Origin of the sequence: Chryseobacterium sp. Leaf405 (assembly GCF_001425355.1) — a bacterium.
Taxonomy (GTDB): domain Bacteria; phylum Bacteroidota; class Bacteroidia; order Flavobacteriales; family Weeksellaceae; genus Chryseobacterium.
This window is the reverse complement of record NZ_LMQN01000004.1, coordinates 51,653-69,582: the sequence shown is the minus strand read 5'-3', so window position 1 is coordinate 69,582 and position 17,930 is coordinate 51,653. Positions and strand designations below refer to the sequence as shown.

Here is a 17,930-nt window from a genome sequence, read left to right as displayed (position 1 = left end):
TTTTAAATTCACTATCTTTGCACACTCATAATTCAGGGACTCAACGTTAGAAAGTTGCAGTAAACCTTGCAATATAACTGAATCTAAACTTAGAATTTTACAATATGAAACCGAAAGGTTGCATAACATTATAAATAAAATAAAAATTTCGTTATGAAATGTGGAATCGTAGGCTTACCAAATGTAGGTAAATCAACTCTTTTTAACTGTCTGAGCAATGCAAAAGCACAGTCTGCCAACTATCCTTTCTGTACTATCGAACCAAATTTGGGAACAGTTTCTGTACCGGATCAAAGATTGTTTGAATTGGAAAAAATAGTAAAACCAGAGAGAGTTTTACCGGCTGTTGTTGAGATCGTAGATATCGCAGGTCTTGTAAAAGGAGCAAGCAAGGGTGAAGGCTTAGGAAATCAATTCTTAGCTAATATTCGAGAGTGCGAGGCAATTATTCACGTTTTGAGATGTTTTGATAATGGAAATATTATTCACGTTGAAGGTTCTGTTGATCCAATGAGAGATAAAGAAATTATCGATATTGAACTTCAGTTGAAAGATTTAGAAACGGTAGGAAAAGCAGTTGAAAAAGCGAAGAAATTCATTAAATCGGGTAAAAAAGAAGATCTTTTAACCTACGAAACACTTCAAAATCTTCAGAAATTTTTAGAAGACGGAAAAAATGCAAGAGAATTTGTAATGGATGATTTTGCTAAATCAGTGATTGGAGAAGTTCAGTTGTTGACAAATAAACCTGTTCTTTACGTTTGTAATGTTGACGAAAATTCAATTAAAAACGGAAACGACTGGATTGCTAAAATTGAAGAAATGGCTAAAAATGAAGGAGCTGAAGTGGTAGTTTTAGCGGCTCAGATTGAAGCTGACATCAACGAATTGGAGACTTTTGAAGAAAGAGAAATTTTCCTTGATGAACTTGGTCTTACAGAACCGGGTGTTAACCGTCTAATTAGAAAAGCATACGATTTATTAAAACTTCAGACGTATTTTACAGCTGGTGTTAAAGAAGTAAGAGCTTGGACGATCGGACAGGGTTGGACGGCTCCTCAAGCTGCAGGAGTTATTCACACTGATTTTGAAAAAGGTTTCATCCGTGCAGAAGTTATTAAATACGATGATTATATGACGTACGGTTCTGAAGTAAAAATAAAAGAAGCTGGAAAACTTTCTGTAGAAGGCAAAGAATATATTGTAAAGGATGGTGACATCATGCACTTTAGATTCAACGTATAATATAGAAGAAAATATTAAGTTATAATAAAAAAGCGCTCCAAAAATTATTTTGGAGCGCTTTTTATATCATTACGTGGGTCTACATTTAGTTTGTGCACATGCATTAGATATTGTTATGCATCCATACTCATTAAGTGGCGGACAAGCATCAATTGTAGGACAGCTACCACCTAAACAATCAATCAATCCTCCAGTAATAGAACGCAATTGTTTTTTGTTTAATTTTTTTCCATTGTTTAAAACTTGATTTTTCATAATGATGATTTTTAATTTAGTGGAACTAATGTAGAAAATATTTTTGATATATATCACAGTTATAAGAAAAATGTTTTAAAAAATTAAAGTTCTAAGGTCTTAGAAATAAATAAGTTATTTTGTATATTTGATTTATACAAATCCAGAATCATGGAAAAAATTGCTCACGCCACTTTAGAAGATTTTTATCGTGAAATGACCAGTATGCTGGGAAAAGATTTAGAAAGTATTTTTCCAAAAGGTCTTCACAAAGATATTGGTCATTTTAATGTTTTTGATATTGCGCAAACCATTGCAAAGTTTAAAGATACCTGTGAAATGCCTTATAACAGGAGAAAATACTTCAAAGTAAGTTTAATCCGAGGGAAGAACAGAGCTGAATATGCAGATAAAATAATCTCCATCCAAAAAAATGCTTTACTTTTTGCGACACCTAAAGTTCCTTACCATTATGTCCCGGAAGATGAAAATCAGTCGGGGAGTTTCTGTGTTTTTACAGACGACTTTTTTAATAAAAATCAGCCGCACATTTTACTGGAAGACTTACCATTGTTTCAGCCGGGAGCCTTTCCGGTTTTTGAAATTGATGATGAGCTGGCAGATGAAATTGAAATTCTTTTTTCTAAAATTAAAAAAGAAATTGATTCCGATTACGTTTTTAAATATGATCTGATCAGAAATTATGTTTTTGAGCTTATCCATTACGGACAAAAATTACAGCCGGCTGCAAAAATATCAATGTCCCATAATGCCTCACTGCGTGTGGTTTCTCTGTTTATAGAATTGTTGGAAAGACAGTTTCCCGTAGAATCTCCGAACCAGAGAATTCACTTGAAAACGGCAAAAGATTTTGCAGACAGATTATCAATTCATGTGAATTATCTGAACAAGAACCTGAAAGACAGTACGGGAAAGACAACAACTGAATTTATTGCTGACCGTCTTGTTCAGGAAGCAAAAATCCTTTTAAAACAGACAAAATGGAATGTTTCCGAAATATCTTATGCTTTAGGCTTTGAGGAAATTGCGCATTTTTCAAATTTCTTTAAACGAAAAACAAATTTTACCCCTTTGGAATTTCGTCTATGATTTGAATTTTGCAAATTTCAGTTTGATTCAGGCAAATGTTCCAAAAGGAAAATAGCTCAATTTTGTATTATTAAAATTTAAAATATTAAAAATGAGAACAAAAATCGCATTAGTTACAGGCGGAAGTCGTGGATTGGGGAAAAATTCTGCATTAAAAATTGCACAAAGAGGTCTTGATGTCATTATAACCTATCACAGCAACAAAGAACAAGCTGAAAATGTGGTCAGCGAAATACAAGCTTTAGGAAGAAAAGCCATTGCCTATCAATTGGATACAAGAGATACTAAAAGTTTTGATGCTTTTGTAAAAACGGTCGGCGATCATTTAGAAGAAAATACGGGAAACAGAAACATCGATTATCTGGTTAATAATGCTGGAACGGCTTTATATTCTCCGATTCCGGAAGTTACAGAAGAGCAGCTGGACGATGTTGTTAATATTCATTTCAAAGGGGTATTTTTCCTGACACAGAAAATGTTGCCCTTTATTAATGATGAAGGAGGAATTATCAATGTTTCTTCGGGATTAGCAAGATTTGCTTTACCGGGATCATCAGTATACGGTTCGATAAAGGCAGGTGTAGAAATGTTAACTAAATATATGGCAAAAGAATTGGGATCAAGAAAAATTAAAGCAAATGTCGTTGCTCCCGGTGCTATTGAAACAGATTTCGGAGGCGGAATGACTCGAGATAATGAACATATTAATGCAATGATAGCTGGCAATACGGCTTTAGGCAGAGCCGGACTTCCGGATGATATCGGTGGAGTAGTAGCATTTCTTTGTACAGAAGATGCACGTTGGATCAACGGACAGAGAATTGAAGCTTCAGGCGGAATGTTCCTTTAAAGAAAATTCAATAAAAAAGCAGTAGGATTTCTACTGCTTTTCTTTTATAATTTAGATAAATTTTCAATGGCTTTTTCCAGCGTTTCCTGTTTTTTGGCAAAACAAAGCCGGATAACTTTTTCATTCAGTTTATTTCTGTAAAAAGATGAAAACGGTACACTTGCTACTTTATGATTGATCGTTAATTCAGTGGCGAAATCAAAATCATTCTTATCAGAAATTGTATCATATTTTAAAGCTTGAAAATACGTTCCTTCGCAATCGAGTAACTCAAATGAAGTATTGGCTAAACCTTGTCTTAGAAAATCTCTTTTTTCCTGAAAAAATTGGCTTAAATGATTATAATGATCATCGTTCTTCATATATTCTGCCAGAGCAAGTTGAATCGGAGTATTCACTGAAAAGACATTGAACTGATGAATTTTTCTGAACTCGTCGGTTAAATATTTCGGTGCGGCACAATATCCGATTTTCCAGCCGGTGACGTGGAAAAGTTTTCCAAAAGAAGCAACTAATAAACTTCTGTTTTTCAGTTCGGGATATTTGCAGATGCTCAGATGTTGCTTTCCGTCAAATATAATATTTTCATATACCTCATCACTTAAAATAAGAATCGATGTTCCTTCTACAATTTTTATTAATTCCTGAAGATCATTTTCCTTTAAAATCTTTCCTGAAGGATTGTTAGGATTATTAAGAATGATCATTTTAGTTTTGTCTGAAACTAAATTTTTAACGGTATTCCAGTCAATTTCGTAATCTGGAGCTTTCATTTCAAAACGTTTTACAATTCCTCCGAAAAGCTCTACAGTAGGCTCATAGCAATCATAAGCAGGCTCAAAAATAATAACTTCGTCATCTTTTTTTACAAAAGTGGCAATCGTTGTAAAAATCGCCTGGGTTCCGCCCGCTGTTATGCTAATTTCTGAATCAGGATGATAAACTGCCTGATGAGAATTTTCAATTTTTCTGGCAATTTCTTCCTTTAAACCGATCATTCCGCCCATCGGAGCGTATTGATTAAATCCTTTTTTAATAAAACTGTCAACTAAATCCAATAGTTCGGAGTCCGGCATAAAGTCAGGAAATCCCTGTGAAAGATTGATGGCTTCGTTTTCATTGGCCAATTGCGTCATCTGACTGAAGATGGTAGTTCCCACGTTGGAAAGCTTCGACAAAGGAAGTTGTATCATTAAAACATTTTTTGCTTACTCGAATTTAATTTAAATTTTCCGAAAATCAGAAATATTATAAAAAATTGCTTTCTGAAATTGATGAAAAGTTTGTTAAACAGAAAAGCCGCCCGAAAGCAGCTTTAAAATTAAGATTTATAGTAAGATAAGTGAGTTTAATTTATTTTAATCCTGAATCAGCATCTTTTTGGTGTCGATATTTCTTCCGTCGACATTCAGACTGTAAACGTAAGATCCTCCCTGAATTCCTGAAATATTCACGCTTCCGTTTCCTTTATCCTTCAATGCAATTGTTTTCACCAATTGACCTGAGATATTATAAATTCCGATATAAGCATCTTTGATTGTGTTTGGAAGAAAGTATTTAATTGTAGTTTCTCCTCTTCCAGGATTGGGAGCGTTTTGATATAATTTTGGTTCGTTTGAATTTGAGCTCAAATCAACGCTCATTTTATTTTGCTTTAATAAATCTTTAAGCTCTTTGATTTCATTTTTAAGTCCATCAATCTGGCTTTGAAGATCTTCATCATTTTGACCTGCCTGTCTTGTAATCGTACTTGTTGCTACCATCACATTTCCATTGGCATCTACCACCAAAGCTCTTCCTGAGCCATTTGGAAGTCCCTGAAAACGAACCGTCCCGACACTGTGAAGATTCGCAGTAGGAGCAGTTGTTCTGATACCGACCTGCTGGTCTGTAATTAAAACCGTGGAAACATTTGACATTCCAAACATGATGGATTTAGGAATATTATTCACCAATTTTGCTGAAGCATGAGCTCCCGAACCAAAGACAAATGATCGGTTTCCGGTGGCAACAAGATCAATTCCAAATCCCCCGGAATAAAAGTCTCCCAGCTCAACACCAACCCCAATTGCAAACTGATTAGAATTTTTAATAACATTATTCCATCCCAAAGCAACAGATTTTCCGGCAAGATTGGTCACTGTGTTAGTTTGTCCGGCAACAATATTTGCACCTCCGGAATTAGCAAGATTATTACTCCATCCACTCACCAATGAACTTCCTGCATCGGCTCCAAGTACGTTTCCGGCTCCTACCACAATACTTCCTTTCGGTTTTGCAATATTAGTATTGTTATCACTATCTACCAGAAAACTTCCGGCTTCATTCAGAATTGCCTGCCCTGGAACAGCCGCAGATCCATTTGTTCTTAGATAAAAAGGGACGGCATTTACCGTTCCGGCGTAGTTTGAAGAAGAAATTCCTCCATTTCCGGTAGTTAGCCATTGTTGTGCATGGATAATTCCGCTTGAGAAAATCATTGTTGCTGCGATTAGATTTTTCGCATTAAATAGACTTTTTTTCATAATGATAAATTAATAGTTTGATTGTCTATCAAAAGTATCAAAGCATTAAATATTAGCCTATTAAGAGTGATTAACTGTAATAAAAAAATGAGTAGATGTTAATTTTTATCAAATAAATGTGAATTATTAAGCGATTTTCTGTAAAAAATCATTCTTTCTGCGTATTGAAACATCCAAAACAGAATTATCTGCCATAACAACCTGCCCGCCTTTTCCTTTGATGTACTCTTTCAGATGCTCGAGGTTAATTAAATGTTTATGATGAATTCTGAAAAAATTATAGCCCGAAAGGTTTTTCTCAAAATCATATAACGTTTTGGAAACGATTACCTTACTTTTATCGGATAAATAAATGAATGTGTAATTGGAATCTGCTTCACAACGAATGATTTCATCAATATTAACTCTTTTAAAACCCTGCAGCGTAGGAAGATTAATCTTATTGTGAATGCTGTTGTTGAGAATGGCGATTTTATTTTTGTTGAAATTTTCAATCGCTTTATTCACGGTGAGAACAAAATCAAGATTCCTGACAGGTTTTAATAAATAATCTGTTATACCTTTTTTAATGGCTTGAATGGCAGATGTTTCAGAGTCTGCGATGAAAATGATGGGAGAAGAACTTTTCCTGAATTTTGATAAGACTTCAACAGCAGCTTCATTTACCAATTGAATATTAATAAGTAGAAGATCGACCGAATATTTGCTGAGATAATCTGAAGCATACTGAATGCTATCGGTCTGAAAATCAATTTCAAATTCAGGAAACTCATTTTTCAGAAGCCGGGAAATAGATTCTCCATCATCTTGATCGTCGATGATGCAGGCGTGTATTTTATTTTTCATGGTGTGAGTTTTGGTTATTTTTAATTTATAATAAGTTTTTCTAAGTCATGTTTAAATAATTTTTTTGTTTAAGAATTGAGTATCAAATGAATTTTTTAATCCATATCGAAAATTATACAAAAATATTTTTCACGTAATATTGAATAATGTAAATATAGCGTTTCGTAAACAACTATCCAAGTCTTAAAAAATATTTATATTTGATAAAAAAGGAGCCGAAAGATTCGGATAATTTTATTCAAATTCGTACTTTTGTATGTTTGCTGAAATTACGTATGTCACAAGAAATAAACCCAATCTATTCTGAAGAGAATATCAGAACCCTCGATTGGCAGGAACATATTCGTCTGCGCCCCGGAATGTATATCGGGAAGCTGGGAGACGGTTCATCTGCTGATGATGGTATTTATATTTTGCTTAAAGAAATTCTGGACAACTCAATTGATGAGTTCAGAATGAAGTCTGGCAAAAGAATTGAAATAAAAGTCGACGATGGTAAAGTTACGATTCGTGACTTTGGTCGTGGAATCCCGCTTGGAAAAGTAGTGGATGCTGTTTCAAAAATGAATACAGGAGGTAAATATGACAGCAAAGCCTTTAAAAAATCGGTAGGTTTGAACGGGGTTGGTACAAAAGCTGTCAATGCTTTATCGGATTATTTCCGTGTACGTTCTTTCCGTGATGGAAGAATGAAAATTGCTGAATTTTCGAGAGGTTTAATTACTGAAGATTATGAGGAGAAAGAAACTTCAGACAGAAATGGTACTGAAATTTCTTTCATACCGGACGCTGATATCTTCCTTAATTTTAAATATAGAAAAGAATATATCGAAAGAATGCTTCGAAATTATTCTTATCTAAATCCAGGCTTAAAAATTCTTTTTAACGGAGAAACTTTCTTTTCCGAAAACGGTCTTAAAGATTTGTTGGATGAAGAGCTGGAAAACGAAACCCTGTATCCGATTATCCATCTGAAAGATAATGATATAGAAGTTGCGATTACCCATACCGATAAATCTCAGACAGAAACATATTTTTCATTTGTAAACGGGCAGAATACAACACAGGGAGGAACGCATTTAAATGCATTTCGTGAGGCCTATGTAAAAACTATCCGTGAGTTTTTTAACAAGACTTTTGATGCTTCGGATGTAAGGAAATCGATTGTTGCAGCAATTTCCATTAATGTGGAAGAACCTGTTTTTGAATCTCAGACAAAAACGAAATTGGGCTCCAACGATATGGGACCAAACGGACCGACGGTAAGGACGTTTATTATCGATTTCTTAAAGAATAAATTAGATAATTTCTTACATCAGAATCCTGAGATTGCGGAAGCTATTCAAAGAAAAATATTGATTTCTGAAAGAGAAAGAAAAGAACTTTCAGGAATTCAGAAATTAGCAAGAGAAAGAGCAAAAAAAGTTTCTCTTCATAATAAAAAACTGCGTGATTGCAGACAGCATTACAACGATCAGAAAAACGAAAGAAAAGGGGAAACTCAGATTTTTATTACTGAGGGAGATTCTGCATCCGGATCTATCACAAAATCCAGAGATGTTGAAACTCAGGCTGTATTTTCTTTGAAAGGTAAACCATTGAACTGTTATGGTTTAACAAAAAAAGTAGTATACGAGAATGAAGAATTCAACCTCCTTCAGGCAGCTTTGAATATCGAAGAAAGTTTAGAAGATCTACGATATAATCAGGTAATTATCGCAACCGATGCTGATGTCGACGGAATGCACATTCGTTTGTTGATGATCACATTCTTCCTGCAGTTTTTCCCTGATATAATTAAAAATAATCACCTTTATATTCTGCAAACACCATTATTTAGGGTTAGAAATAAAAAAGAAACGAGATACTGCTATTCAGAAGCTGAAAGAATAAAGGCATTAAATGAATTGGGTAAAAATCCTGAAATTACACGATTTAAAGGTTTGGGTGAGATTTCACCTGACGAATTCAAGCATTTTATTGGTAAAGATATCCGTTTGGAGCCTGTGGTATTAGGAAAAGATCAGACAATTGAGCAGTTATTGGAATTCTATATGGGGAAAAATACGCCGGACAGACAAGTTTTTATTCTTGAGAATCTGGTCGTTGAAGATCCTGATATTAATAAAAAAGAAATATTGAGTGAAGTCATAGATGAAAATTAATTAAAAATTATAACTTAAAAAAACACAAAACTTAACTTATATGAGACTTAGTAACCGAACCAAAGCTCCGGTTTATAACTTCATAAATACACTTCTGCTAATGACTTTGGTAGGTGGTATAGGGGCTTTTTTATTAGAAGAATACAGATTTAATGTTTTGGGATCAGAAAGTTATTTATTGATTATCGTTCCCATACTATTATTGATATTGTTTTACTTTAGTGGAAGACAAATTTTTGAATATGACAGCGACGGTGAAGCAATTCATTTTAGAAACAGAAATATTATTCCTTTTCTGAATAAACCGTTAAGTGATGAATTTCCAAAGTATAAATTAATAAAATATGAAGTTGTCAGAATTCTCTTTATTAAAAGATTATATATCACAATTTCAAGTAAAAACAGTGGTTCTACCATCTTAAAATATGAAGTTTCATATTTGACATCAAAAGAAATTAATGATTTAAAAGTTTCTTTAAATAAAGTAGTAAAAACAAACAAGGAGAAAAAGAGCGAAAAATAAATGATAGAAGAACACTCGCATGAAGGTGGGAGCTTAAAAAAAGTTTCCGGGCTGTACAAAGACTGGTTTCTTGATTATGCTTCTTATGTAATTTTAGACAGGGCAATTCCGTCGGTTTTTGATGGCTTTAAGCCTGTTCAGAGAAGAATCATGCATTCCATGCGGGAGCTGGAAGATGGCCGTTATAACAAAGTTGCCAATATTGTCGGAAATACTATGAAATATCACCCTCACGGTGATGCTTCTATTACAGATGCAATGGTAGGAATCGGGCAGAGAGAGCTGTTGATTGATACTCAGGGAAACTGGGGAAATATCTACACAGGAGATTCTGCTGCAGCTGCGAGATATATTGAAGCCAGATTAACGCCTTTTGCATTAGAAGTGGTTTTTAACCCAAAAACGACAGAATGGGCGAAATCTTATGACGGTAGAAATAACGAACCGATCGACCTTCCCGTTAAATTTCCTCTACTTCTGGCACAAGGAGTTGAAGGAATTGGAGTCGGACTTTCCACAAAGATTCTTCCACACAATTTCAATGAATTAATTAATGCTTCTGTTGCTCATCTTAAAGGTAAAAAGTTTGAACTATTTCCGGATTTTTTAACTGCCGGATTTTTAGATGTTTCCGAATATAACGACGGTCACAGAGGAGGAAAAGTAAGAGCCAGAGCAAGAATCAATCAGGTAGATAAACATACTCTGATGATTACGGAACTTCCTTTTTCAAAAAATACAGGCGATTTAATTGATTCTGTGTTGAAAGCGAATGAGAAAGGGAAAATCAAGATCAAAAAAATTGAAGACAATACTTCAGATAAAGTTGAAATTCTGATTCATCTTCCAAATGATTCATCGCCGGATAAAACGATTGATGCTTTGTATGCATTTACCGACTGTCAGGTTACCATTTCTCCAAATGCTTGCGTAATTGTCGGTGACAAACCGATGTTCCTGAATGTTTCCGAGATTTTAAGAAGAAATACAGATCATACGGTTTCTCTGCTTAAAAAAGAGCTTGAAATCGAACTTCACGAATTACAGGAAAGCTGGCATTTTTCTTCATTGGAAAGAATTTTTATTGAAAACAGGATTTATCACGATATTGAAGAAGTAGAAACCTGGGAAGATGTTATCAAAACAATTGATGCAGGATTAAAACCTCATACTAAACATCTTTTAAGAGCGGTTACGGAAGAGGATATTTTAAAACTAACGGAAATCAGAATTAAGAGAATTTCTAGATTCGATTTAGATAAATTTAAAGAAAATATTGCGGCACTTGAAGGTAAAATCGAGCAGGTAAAACATCATTTGGCGAATCTGATTCAGTATGCGATTGATTATTATTTAAATATTCAAAAAAAATACGGAAAAGACAGACAGAGAAAAACTGAACTTAGAATTTTTGATACGATTGATGCGACAAAAGTTGCTGTTGCGAATGAGAAATTTTACGCCAATTTTGAGGAAGGTTTCATCGGAACTTCTTTGAAAAAAGATCAGTATTTATTCGATTGTTCAGACATCGACGATATTATTACTTTCAGAAAAGACGGAAGTATGAAAGTTGTGAAAGTGGAGGCTAAAACTTTCATTGGTAAAGATATTCTTCATGTTGCCATCTGGAAGAAAAACGATAAAAGAACAGTCTACAACATGATTTATCGTGAAGGAAGAGACGGGCCTTATTATATGAAACGCTTTTCAGTGACGGGTGTGACAAGAAATACAGATTATCCTTTGGCTTCAGATAAAAAATTCTCTGAAACACTTTATTTTTCGGCAAATCCGAATGGTGAAGCGGAAACCGTGAGTGTTTTGTTAAAGCCAAACCCAAGAATCAGAAAAAATAAGATGGACATCGATTTTTCGGAATTAGCGATTAAAGGTCGTGATTCTAAAGGGAATCTGGTGACAAAATATGCCATCAAAAAAGTTGACTTAAAGGAAGAAGGTGTTTCTACATTGGCACCGAGAAAAATCTGGTTTGATGATACCGTGAGAAGGCTGAATGCGGACGGAAGAGGCACTTTATTAGGGAACTTTAAAGGTGACGATAAAATCCTTACCATCAATACAAACGGAGAAGCAAAATTAGTAAGTTTTGATCTTGGAAACCGTTTCGATGACGAATATCTTGTTCTTGAAAAATGGAAACCACAGCAGCCGGTAACGTGTATTTATTACGATGGCGAAAAAGATATTTATTTTATTAAAAGGTTCTTATTTGAAAATAATACCAACGTTCAGACCTTTATGCCTTCAGAACATCCGAAATCTTTTATCGAAAATGTAATTGTTGCCAACGGAGCGACCGCCGATATTACTTTTGCGAAGGATAAAGGGAAAGACCGTGATCCTGAAACCATCAATATTGATGAATTTATTACTGTAAAAGGAATAAAAGCAATTGGAAATCAATTCACGAAATTTAAGGTAAAATCAATTAACATTACTATTCCCGAACCTGAAGAAGAGGAAATTGAAGCGTATGAAGAGCCTGAACCAATGGATGAAGATGCGGTGATCGGAAATTTGTTCTCAAGTGATGAGAAGATTGAAGAATAATTAAAATAAAAACACAAATTGAAAAAAATACTGTTTCCCATTATTGTATTTTCTGTCATAAGTTTTTCCTGTAAAAAAGAAGAAGCTAAAATAGAAAAAACGGAATCAACCGTCAATACAGTTATTGATTCTGCTAAAATTTCTCAGCCAGAAGAATTCACTGATTCAGAAACGGAAAATGTAAAATCTGATTTGGATTATGAAGAAGTCGAGGATAAGGATTTTGCAAAGTGGAAGGGAGAATATTTCCTTGATTATATCGATTATGCAGGAGAAAATGACGGAACAAAGCTGAAAGCAAAATTGGTATTAGCCTCTTCTGAGGACGGACATTTTTATCTTTGGTATGAAAAGCCAAATGATACATTAAAGTTAGGAATGCATCATGTGTACGGAAGTTTTGGGAAGACGGATAAAGAAAATAATGCAATCAAATTTTTACCTGAAATTGTAACTGAAGGCGAAGATACCGGAATTGATTTGGATTACTTTTTGTATAACAGAGAAGGTAAATTTTACATTAAAAGTGGAATGATTCCTACGGGAAATGGTGATTCCGGAGGAATTCCTATTCAAAAAATTAAATAAGAAATGAACATTTTAATATTAGTTATAGCAATAACGGCGATTATAAGCTTTGTTGCACCAAATGGAAGTCCGAATTTTGAAAAATATAAATTTAATGTAGGGGCAATAGTATATCGAAAAGAATATATTCGTCTGCTTTCTGCAGGTTTCCTTCATGCAGATATTATGCATTTGGTGTTGAATATGTTTGTTTTGTTTTCATTTGGTCCGGCAGTATTGTCAGATTTTGGAGTAGGCGGATTTTTAACGATTTATATCGGATCAATTATATTGGGAAATCTATTATCACTTTTAATATATAAAAATCAAAGTTGGTATTCAGCTATAGGAGCAAGTGGAGGTGTTGCCGGAATTATTTTTGCCAGTGTTTCTTTAGATCCTGTGCTTACAAAAATCGGAATTATTTTCTTACCTCCTGAGTTGAGTATTCCTGGTTATATTTTTGGATTTCTTTACTTTGGATATTCCGTGTATAGTATGTTATATCCTAGAAGTAATGACAATATTGGTCATGCCGCGCATTTAGGAGGAGCTGTATTTGGACTTGTCTATTCTGTGTTAATATTTCCGCAGCTTGCAATGAAAAATATATTTTTTCTGGGAGTCATGTCACTTCCATTAATGTATCTAAGTTATGAAATCTTTATAAGAAAGAGAATTGGTTAAAAATCATTAATATATAAACGAAAGTCGGCAAATTTTGCTGACTTTTTTGTTTAATAAAAAACCGCCCCAGAAACTGAGACGGCAATTAGTATAAAAATAATCAATTTTATTTCTTAATAATTTTTTGAGTAGAACTTCCTTTATTGGTTTTAATCTGAACAAAATAAATTCCACTCTGGAGACTACTTATATCAATGGTTTTATTATTTCCTCTGATATTTTTTACCACTTCTCCAATGTTGTTGGTGATGACAATTTGCTCAATTGGATCAGAAATATTGATGCTAAAAGTTGTTTCAACCGGATTAGGATAAATTTTTACTTTTTCTGAAATAGTACTTTCCTGTGTTTTTAGAACGGTGGAAGCAATATATTGTGTTTTAATATAGAAAAGATTAGCAACACTTCCTTTCGTGATAGAGTGTGAACCTGCAGCTACCGTTGGAATCGTTACAATTCCTGAAGAGGCGGTATAAGAAACATTATCTACTTTAACTGTTCCGCTGAATGTAGGGTCGAAAACCAATGTTAATGATGATGTTGCCGTTGTATTATACGTAATTCCTGTTGCTGATTCTAATTTCAGACGTTTCGTTAAAGTTAATCCATCATAAGTTGCAGTTCCGTCCGTAGAATTGATGTTGGCAGACGTGAACGTGTAGAATGAACTTGTAAGGTTAGAAACAGAGAAATTGTGAATTTCATTTCCTGTAGGATTTGTTCCTGTTCCAGGAGTTACAGTAATACTTCCCGTTCCTGAAACCGCTGTTCCCGCTGAACCTGATGTTGTTATAGTAAAATCAAGATCTGCTGTTGGTATTCCGGAAATTGTAATTGTTTTTGCTGAAGTATTTTTAACAAAGCTGATTCCCGAAGCCGGTAAACCTGTTACGGTTGCATCAGTTGCTGTTCCGGCCCAAGTGAAAACCATTGGTGTAATGGCAGTTCCGACAGTTACAGTCTGATCATTATTTGACGGAATAGTAAGTGTCTGAGAACTTGCAGGTGCTGAAGTAATTCCCTGTACGTAAACTAATGAAGAAGCATAATTTTGTAAAATGGCCATCAATCCTGTATTCACAGAAGAAGAAGTGTCATCATTCGGATTACTGAAGGTCCAGCTTATATCTCCACCCGAAACTCTTCCGGAATATTGCATCACTTTATCTTTTGCTGCAGTCGGAGAATCCGGAACCAAAGAATTTACATACAATGAAGTATTTGTGTCAAAGTTATTATAGGTACCATTTCCTTGAAGAGCTTTAATTGTACTCCCCAATACTTCACTTCTTGTAGTCGCAACATACGCATCAAAATGACTCGCTGCTGTCGAAGAATTGTAAGGGATAAATGCCGTCTGACCAATCATATAATTATTGAATGCTTTCACCACACCGCCATTTTCACCTGAAAAAGTACCTGGAGCACCATTGGCAACATCTGTTCCCTGTTTTGAGGTAAGGATTGGATATTTAGCATTTCTAAAATAATTTCCTTCCACAAAAACTGAAGAACCTAATGTAGAGCCTACGCCATATTTAGAGTTTCCGTCATAATAGTTGTTATAAACGTGAGCCGAATAATAACGAACTCTCGGGTGCCTGGAGTCTGAATGATCAAACCAATTGTGATGATAGGTAATATACAGACCCGCAGTTGTTCCTTCACTTAAACCCAACAGACAGCTTTTTCCGTTATCCCAAAAGTGGTTGTAAGAAAAAGTAACATTTGTAGATTTTTTAGCATCCAACGCTCCATCGCCTTTTTCCTGATCGGCATCTGATCCTGGAGCACCGTAGAATAAATCATTATTGTGAGCCCAGATATAACTGTTATTCTGTTGTAAGCTTAAATTGTCACCTTCCGAAGCATCAGTAAGCATAAATCCAAGATTTCTTACTTCGATATTGGTAGCATTTTTTATACGGATTCCCCAGCCATTTACCACTGCATCAGAGCCCACCCCTTCAAAAGTAATGGAACTTGCATCCGTATTTTTATTTTCAATCACTACATCACCATTCAGAAGATAACTTGGATCTGTCACATTTCCAATTAATCTTACAACTAAAGGTCTTGTATCAGATCCTTTTTTAAAGCCGTCTAAAATCGTTTGCAGTCCGACACAAGGATTTGTATTTGCTCCTGTAACGTTCAGAGAAACAGTATTTTTTGTGTCTTGTGTAACATACAGAACGACAGCGTTTGTCTTTAAAGTTCCGTTAAGATTATATGCTCCGGGAACTCTTGCATTATTGTGTGCAAACCCGTTTCTATCGTGTGGAAGAACGGTTACTGAGCCCGAAACAGCAGCAGTACCCTCTACATTTCCTGTTACCGGAACGACTTTAATCGTATAATTTCCGGCGCTTAATCCTAACAGATCTGCTCTGAAATATGATCCGTAACTTCTAATTAATTGGGTGTCAATTAATTTATCGGTAAAGCCTCCTCCTGTGTAATAAACTTTGTAACTGTCGGCACCGTTTACAGGATTCCATTTTATAAAAGCGGATTCCAACCAGCCGGTTGCCTGAGTAATTGTAACCTGTGCTTTCAGCAGAAATGGACTGAAAAGCATCATAAAATAAATCAAGATCTTTTTCATAGATTATTAATTTTTAAGTTGTTTTAAAATGAATTATTTAATGTGTAATCGATTACACTCAAATATATATAAATATTTAAAACAAATCATTCTGTTGTGAAATTTTTCTTAAAAAGATCTTTTATTCATTGATTTTAAAGGGTTTTCTAAATAATATTAAAAATATGTTAATCGTATAACCAAGATGAAAATGTATAAATTTTGTTTCCTAAAAAAAGAATACTTGAACAGAAAAATGGGCGAATTCAGAAATTCGTATTTAAAAAATACAAAAAAAACCCGGCTCAAAAAGTGAACCGGATTTTATACTTTATGATATTTAAAATATCTTATTTTGATCATTTTTTTCCACAAACAAACCTGTCATTTCCAGATAAATCTTCTAGTAAAAATGCCTCTGAAAAATCATTAAGATACAATTCCAATGTTTCCGGACCTAATTTCTGATTGATTTCCAAAAATAATAATCCGTTTTCCTTCATATATTTTTTAGAATCTTCGGCAATTTTTCGATAAAAAATCAATGCATCGGAAGTGGGAGAGAACAGTGCCATTGTCGGTTCAAATCCTTTTACAGAATATTCGATTTCGGTTTCTTCATCAAGTGCGATATAAGGTGGATTTGAAATAATGATATCAAAATTTTCATTCAAATCAAAACTCAGATAATCCGCATGAATAAAGTTAATTTCAAGCTGATGAAAATCTGCATTTTTTCTGGCAACTTCCAACGCTTTTTCAGAAAAATCAATCGAAGTCACTTCAGCCTGTGGAAAATATTTCTTTAAAACCAAAGGGATAATTCCGCTTCCGGTTCCTATATCGAGAATTTTTAATTTATCAATAATTAATGATGAATTTTTAATTTTTTCAATTGCCAATTCAAGCAATTCTTCCGTTTCAGGACGTGGAATCAGAACGTTTTCATTGATGAAAAATTTCATTCCGTAAAATTCAGTTTCTCCTAAAATATGTTGATAAGGTTTATTAGTTCTTAATTCTGAAATAATGTTCAACAGCTGTTTTTCATCCTGAATTAATATTTCCTGTTCAGAAAATCTTCTCTGATCAAAATTGTTGAATCCGATAATTTTTTCAATAAAAATTGAAGATAAAAAATCACTTTCCGAATCTGTATATATTTCAGAAAGATCTGTTTTAAAATGTTTTTTGAATGCTGAAATCGTCATTTATCTCGTGAAAACCAGTTTTAGATCAGTAGATTTTTCTTTATCAATTCTATAGCCTTCGTAGTTGAAAGCTTTTACATCATCCAAAGTTTGTGCATTGGTTTCAGCACAAAATCTTACCACCAAACCTCTTGCATGTTTTGTATAAACCACGATGGTTTTAAGTTTTCCTTCCTTCAATTCATAAAAATCAAAATCAATTACTGTATGATTCAATTTTTTGCGGTCGATTACTTTAAAATATTCGTTGCTTCCAAGATTTAAAAGAATTTCATTCTTTTTCATTTCAGAATTTAATTGTTCTGTAATTTTTTCTCTCCAGAATTCGTAAAGGTTTTTGTATTCATCAAATACGAAAGGTCTTCCCATTTCCAGTCGGTAAAGCATCACTTTATCAGATGGTTTCAGTAATCCGTATAATCCGGATAATATTCTGTAGTTTTTTTGTAAATAATCTACTGCTTTTTTGTCTAACGTTTTAGCATCTAAACCTCTATAAACTTCGCCAGTAAATGCAAACATAGCAGGAGCAGATTCTTTTGCAGTCGGTTTTGCTTTCCATTTTTGATTTCTTTCCCAGTTTTCATCTGCCAGTTTCGGCGAAATTTCCATGAGCTCGGAAAGATATTTCGGTGATTTTTCTTTTAGATAAGTTTGTATAAATGCTGCATTTTCAATGAACTTTGGGGTAGTGGTTTTCAACAGATCGGTTGAGTTTTCTACGTTCATTAATTTCGCAGGAGATGTTACTATTTTCATGAAAAAATAAAAAATTTGAATATATTTTTATAAGTGAATTTTTTATA

Annotated in this window: 15 protein-coding genes; 8 read left to right on the top strand and 7 right to left on the bottom strand. The window is 34.0% G+C overall.

Features of this window, described 5'->3' with window-relative positions:
- Positions 1-153 precede the first annotated feature (153 nt).
- A complete protein-coding gene (gene ychF, locus ASG22_RS04145) occupies positions 154-1,245 on the top strand; it encodes a redox-regulated ATPase YchF (protein WP_055981018.1) in 1,092 nt (363 codons plus the stop codon).
- A 69-nt stretch (positions 1,246-1,314) separates the two neighbouring features.
- On the opposite strand, the gene ASG22_RS20675 is transcribed toward ychF, so the two are convergent.
- The gene (locus ASG22_RS20675) at positions 1,315-1,500 is read right to left on the bottom strand and encodes a hypothetical protein (protein WP_082504937.1); all 186 of its coding nucleotides are present in this window, start codon (positions 1,498-1,500) and stop codon (positions 1,315-1,317) included.
- Positions 1,501-1,650: 150 nt separating this feature from the next.
- Between ASG22_RS20675 and ASG22_RS04140 the strand changes: the two genes are divergently transcribed.
- A complete protein-coding gene (locus ASG22_RS04140; RefSeq protein ID WP_055981015.1) occupies positions 1,651-2,589 on the top strand; it encodes a helix-turn-helix domain-containing protein in 939 nt (312 codons plus the stop codon).
- Positions 2,590-2,680: 91 nt separating this feature from the next.
- Positions 2,681-3,439: an SDR family NAD(P)-dependent oxidoreductase gene (locus tag ASG22_RS04135; protein ID WP_055981012.1), complete on the top strand. Its 759-nt coding sequence runs from the start codon at positions 2,681-2,683 to the stop codon at positions 3,437-3,439.
- Between the two features lie 44 nt (positions 3,440-3,483).
- Here the strand turns inward: ASG22_RS04135 and ASG22_RS04130 are convergent, their stop codons facing one another.
- From ASG22_RS04130 to ASG22_RS04120, 3 genes are all read right to left on the bottom strand, one after another.
- Entirely contained in the window at positions 3,484-4,632 is a 1,149-nt protein-coding gene (locus ASG22_RS04130) for a methionine aminotransferase (protein ID WP_055981009.1), read from the bottom strand.
- 165 nt (positions 4,633-4,797) lie between these two features.
- Positions 4,798-5,964: a T9SS type A sorting domain-containing protein gene (locus ASG22_RS04125; protein WP_055981007.1), complete on the bottom strand. Its 1,167-nt coding sequence runs from the start codon at positions 5,962-5,964 to the stop codon at positions 4,798-4,800.
- Between the two features lie 126 nt (positions 5,965-6,090).
- Positions 6,091-6,810, bottom strand: a complete 720-nt coding sequence (locus tag ASG22_RS04120; protein ID WP_055981004.1) for a LytR/AlgR family response regulator transcription factor — start codon at positions 6,808-6,810, stop codon at positions 6,091-6,093.
- A gap of 275 nt (positions 6,811-7,085) precedes the next feature.
- Between ASG22_RS04120 and ASG22_RS04115 the strand changes: the two genes are divergently transcribed.
- Genes ASG22_RS04115 through ASG22_RS04095 form a run of 5 tightly spaced genes read left to right on the top strand, consistent with a single transcriptional unit; the run spans position 7,086 to position 13,326 of the window.
- A complete protein-coding gene (locus ASG22_RS04115) occupies positions 7,086-8,975 on the top strand; it encodes a DNA topoisomerase IV subunit B (RefSeq protein WP_055981001.1) in 1,890 nt (629 codons plus the stop codon).
- Between the two features lie 40 nt (positions 8,976-9,015).
- Positions 9,016-9,498: a hypothetical protein gene (locus tag ASG22_RS04110; protein WP_055980998.1), complete on the top strand. Its 483-nt coding sequence runs from the start codon at positions 9,016-9,018 to the stop codon at positions 9,496-9,498.
- Complete coding sequence (locus ASG22_RS04105; RefSeq protein WP_409991359.1) at positions 9,499-12,072, top strand: DNA gyrase/topoisomerase IV subunit A; 2,574 nt, start codon at positions 9,499-9,501, stop codon at positions 12,070-12,072.
- An 18-nt stretch (positions 12,073-12,090) separates the two neighbouring features.
- A complete protein-coding gene (locus ASG22_RS04100) occupies positions 12,091-12,660 on the top strand; it encodes a hypothetical protein (protein ID WP_055980995.1) in 570 nt (189 codons plus the stop codon).
- Between the two features lie 3 nt (positions 12,661-12,663).
- Entirely contained in the window at positions 12,664-13,326 is a 663-nt protein-coding gene (locus ASG22_RS04095) for a rhomboid family intramembrane serine protease (RefSeq protein WP_055980993.1), read from the top strand.
- A gap of 106 nt (positions 13,327-13,432) precedes the next feature.
- Here ASG22_RS04095 and ASG22_RS04090 read toward each other — a convergent pair whose 3' ends face one another.
- The 3 genes from ASG22_RS04090 to yaaA all read right to left on the bottom strand — a co-directional run bounded on the left by ASG22_RS04090 (position 13,433) and on the right by yaaA (position 17,883).
- Positions 13,433-15,934, bottom strand: coding sequence for a T9SS type A sorting domain-containing protein (locus ASG22_RS04090; protein WP_055980991.1), 2,502 nt, complete (start codon positions 15,932-15,934; stop codon positions 13,433-13,435).
- Positions 15,935-16,272: 338 nt separating this feature from the next.
- Positions 16,273-17,124: a peptide chain release factor N(5)-glutamine methyltransferase gene (prmC, locus tag ASG22_RS04085; protein WP_055980989.1), complete on the bottom strand. Its 852-nt coding sequence runs from the start codon at positions 17,122-17,124 to the stop codon at positions 16,273-16,275.
- Positions 17,125-17,883, bottom strand: a complete 759-nt coding sequence (yaaA, locus tag ASG22_RS04080) for a peroxide stress protein YaaA (protein ID WP_055980987.1) — start codon at positions 17,881-17,883, stop codon at positions 17,125-17,127.
- Between the last annotated feature and the right edge of the window lie 47 nt (positions 17,884-17,930).

Coding starts and splice junctions, on each gene's coding strand:
- ychF (WP_055981018.1), top strand. CDS start 154: ATGAAATGTGGAATCGTAGGCTTACCAAATGTAGGTAAATCAACTCTT.
- ASG22_RS20675 (WP_082504937.1), bottom strand. CDS start 1,500: ATGAAAAATCAAGTTTTAAACAATGGAAAAAAATTAAACAAAAAACAA.
- ASG22_RS04140 (WP_055981015.1), top strand. CDS start 1,651: ATGGAAAAAATTGCTCACGCCACTTTAGAAGATTTTTATCGTGAAATG.
- ASG22_RS04135 (WP_055981012.1), top strand. CDS start 2,681: ATGAGAACAAAAATCGCATTAGTTACAGGCGGAAGTCGTGGATTGGGG.
- ASG22_RS04130 (WP_055981009.1), bottom strand. CDS start 4,632: ATGATACAACTTCCTTTGTCGAAGCTTTCCAACGTGGGAACTACCATC.
- ASG22_RS04125 (WP_055981007.1), bottom strand. CDS start 5,964: ATGAAAAAAAGTCTATTTAATGCGAAAAATCTAATCGCAGCAACAATG.
- ASG22_RS04120 (WP_055981004.1), bottom strand. CDS start 6,810: ATGAAAAATAAAATACACGCCTGCATCATCGACGATCAAGATGATGGA.
- ASG22_RS04115 (WP_055981001.1), top strand. CDS start 7,086: ATGTCACAAGAAATAAACCCAATCTATTCTGAAGAGAATATCAGAACC.
- ASG22_RS04110 (WP_055980998.1), top strand. CDS start 9,016: ATGAGACTTAGTAACCGAACCAAAGCTCCGGTTTATAACTTCATAAAT.
- ASG22_RS04105 (WP_409991359.1), top strand. CDS start 9,499: ATGATAGAAGAACACTCGCATGAAGGTGGGAGCTTAAAAAAAGTTTCC.
- ASG22_RS04095 (WP_055980993.1), top strand. CDS start 12,664: ATGAACATTTTAATATTAGTTATAGCAATAACGGCGATTATAAGCTTT.
- ASG22_RS04090 (WP_055980991.1), bottom strand. CDS start 15,934: ATGAAAAAGATCTTGATTTATTTTATGATGCTTTTCAGTCCATTTCTG.
- prmC (WP_055980989.1), bottom strand. CDS start 17,124: ATGACGATTTCAGCATTCAAAAAACATTTTAAAACAGATCTTTCTGAA.
- yaaA (WP_055980987.1), bottom strand. CDS start 17,883: ATGAAAATAGTAACATCTCCTGCGAAATTAATGAACGTAGAAAACTCA.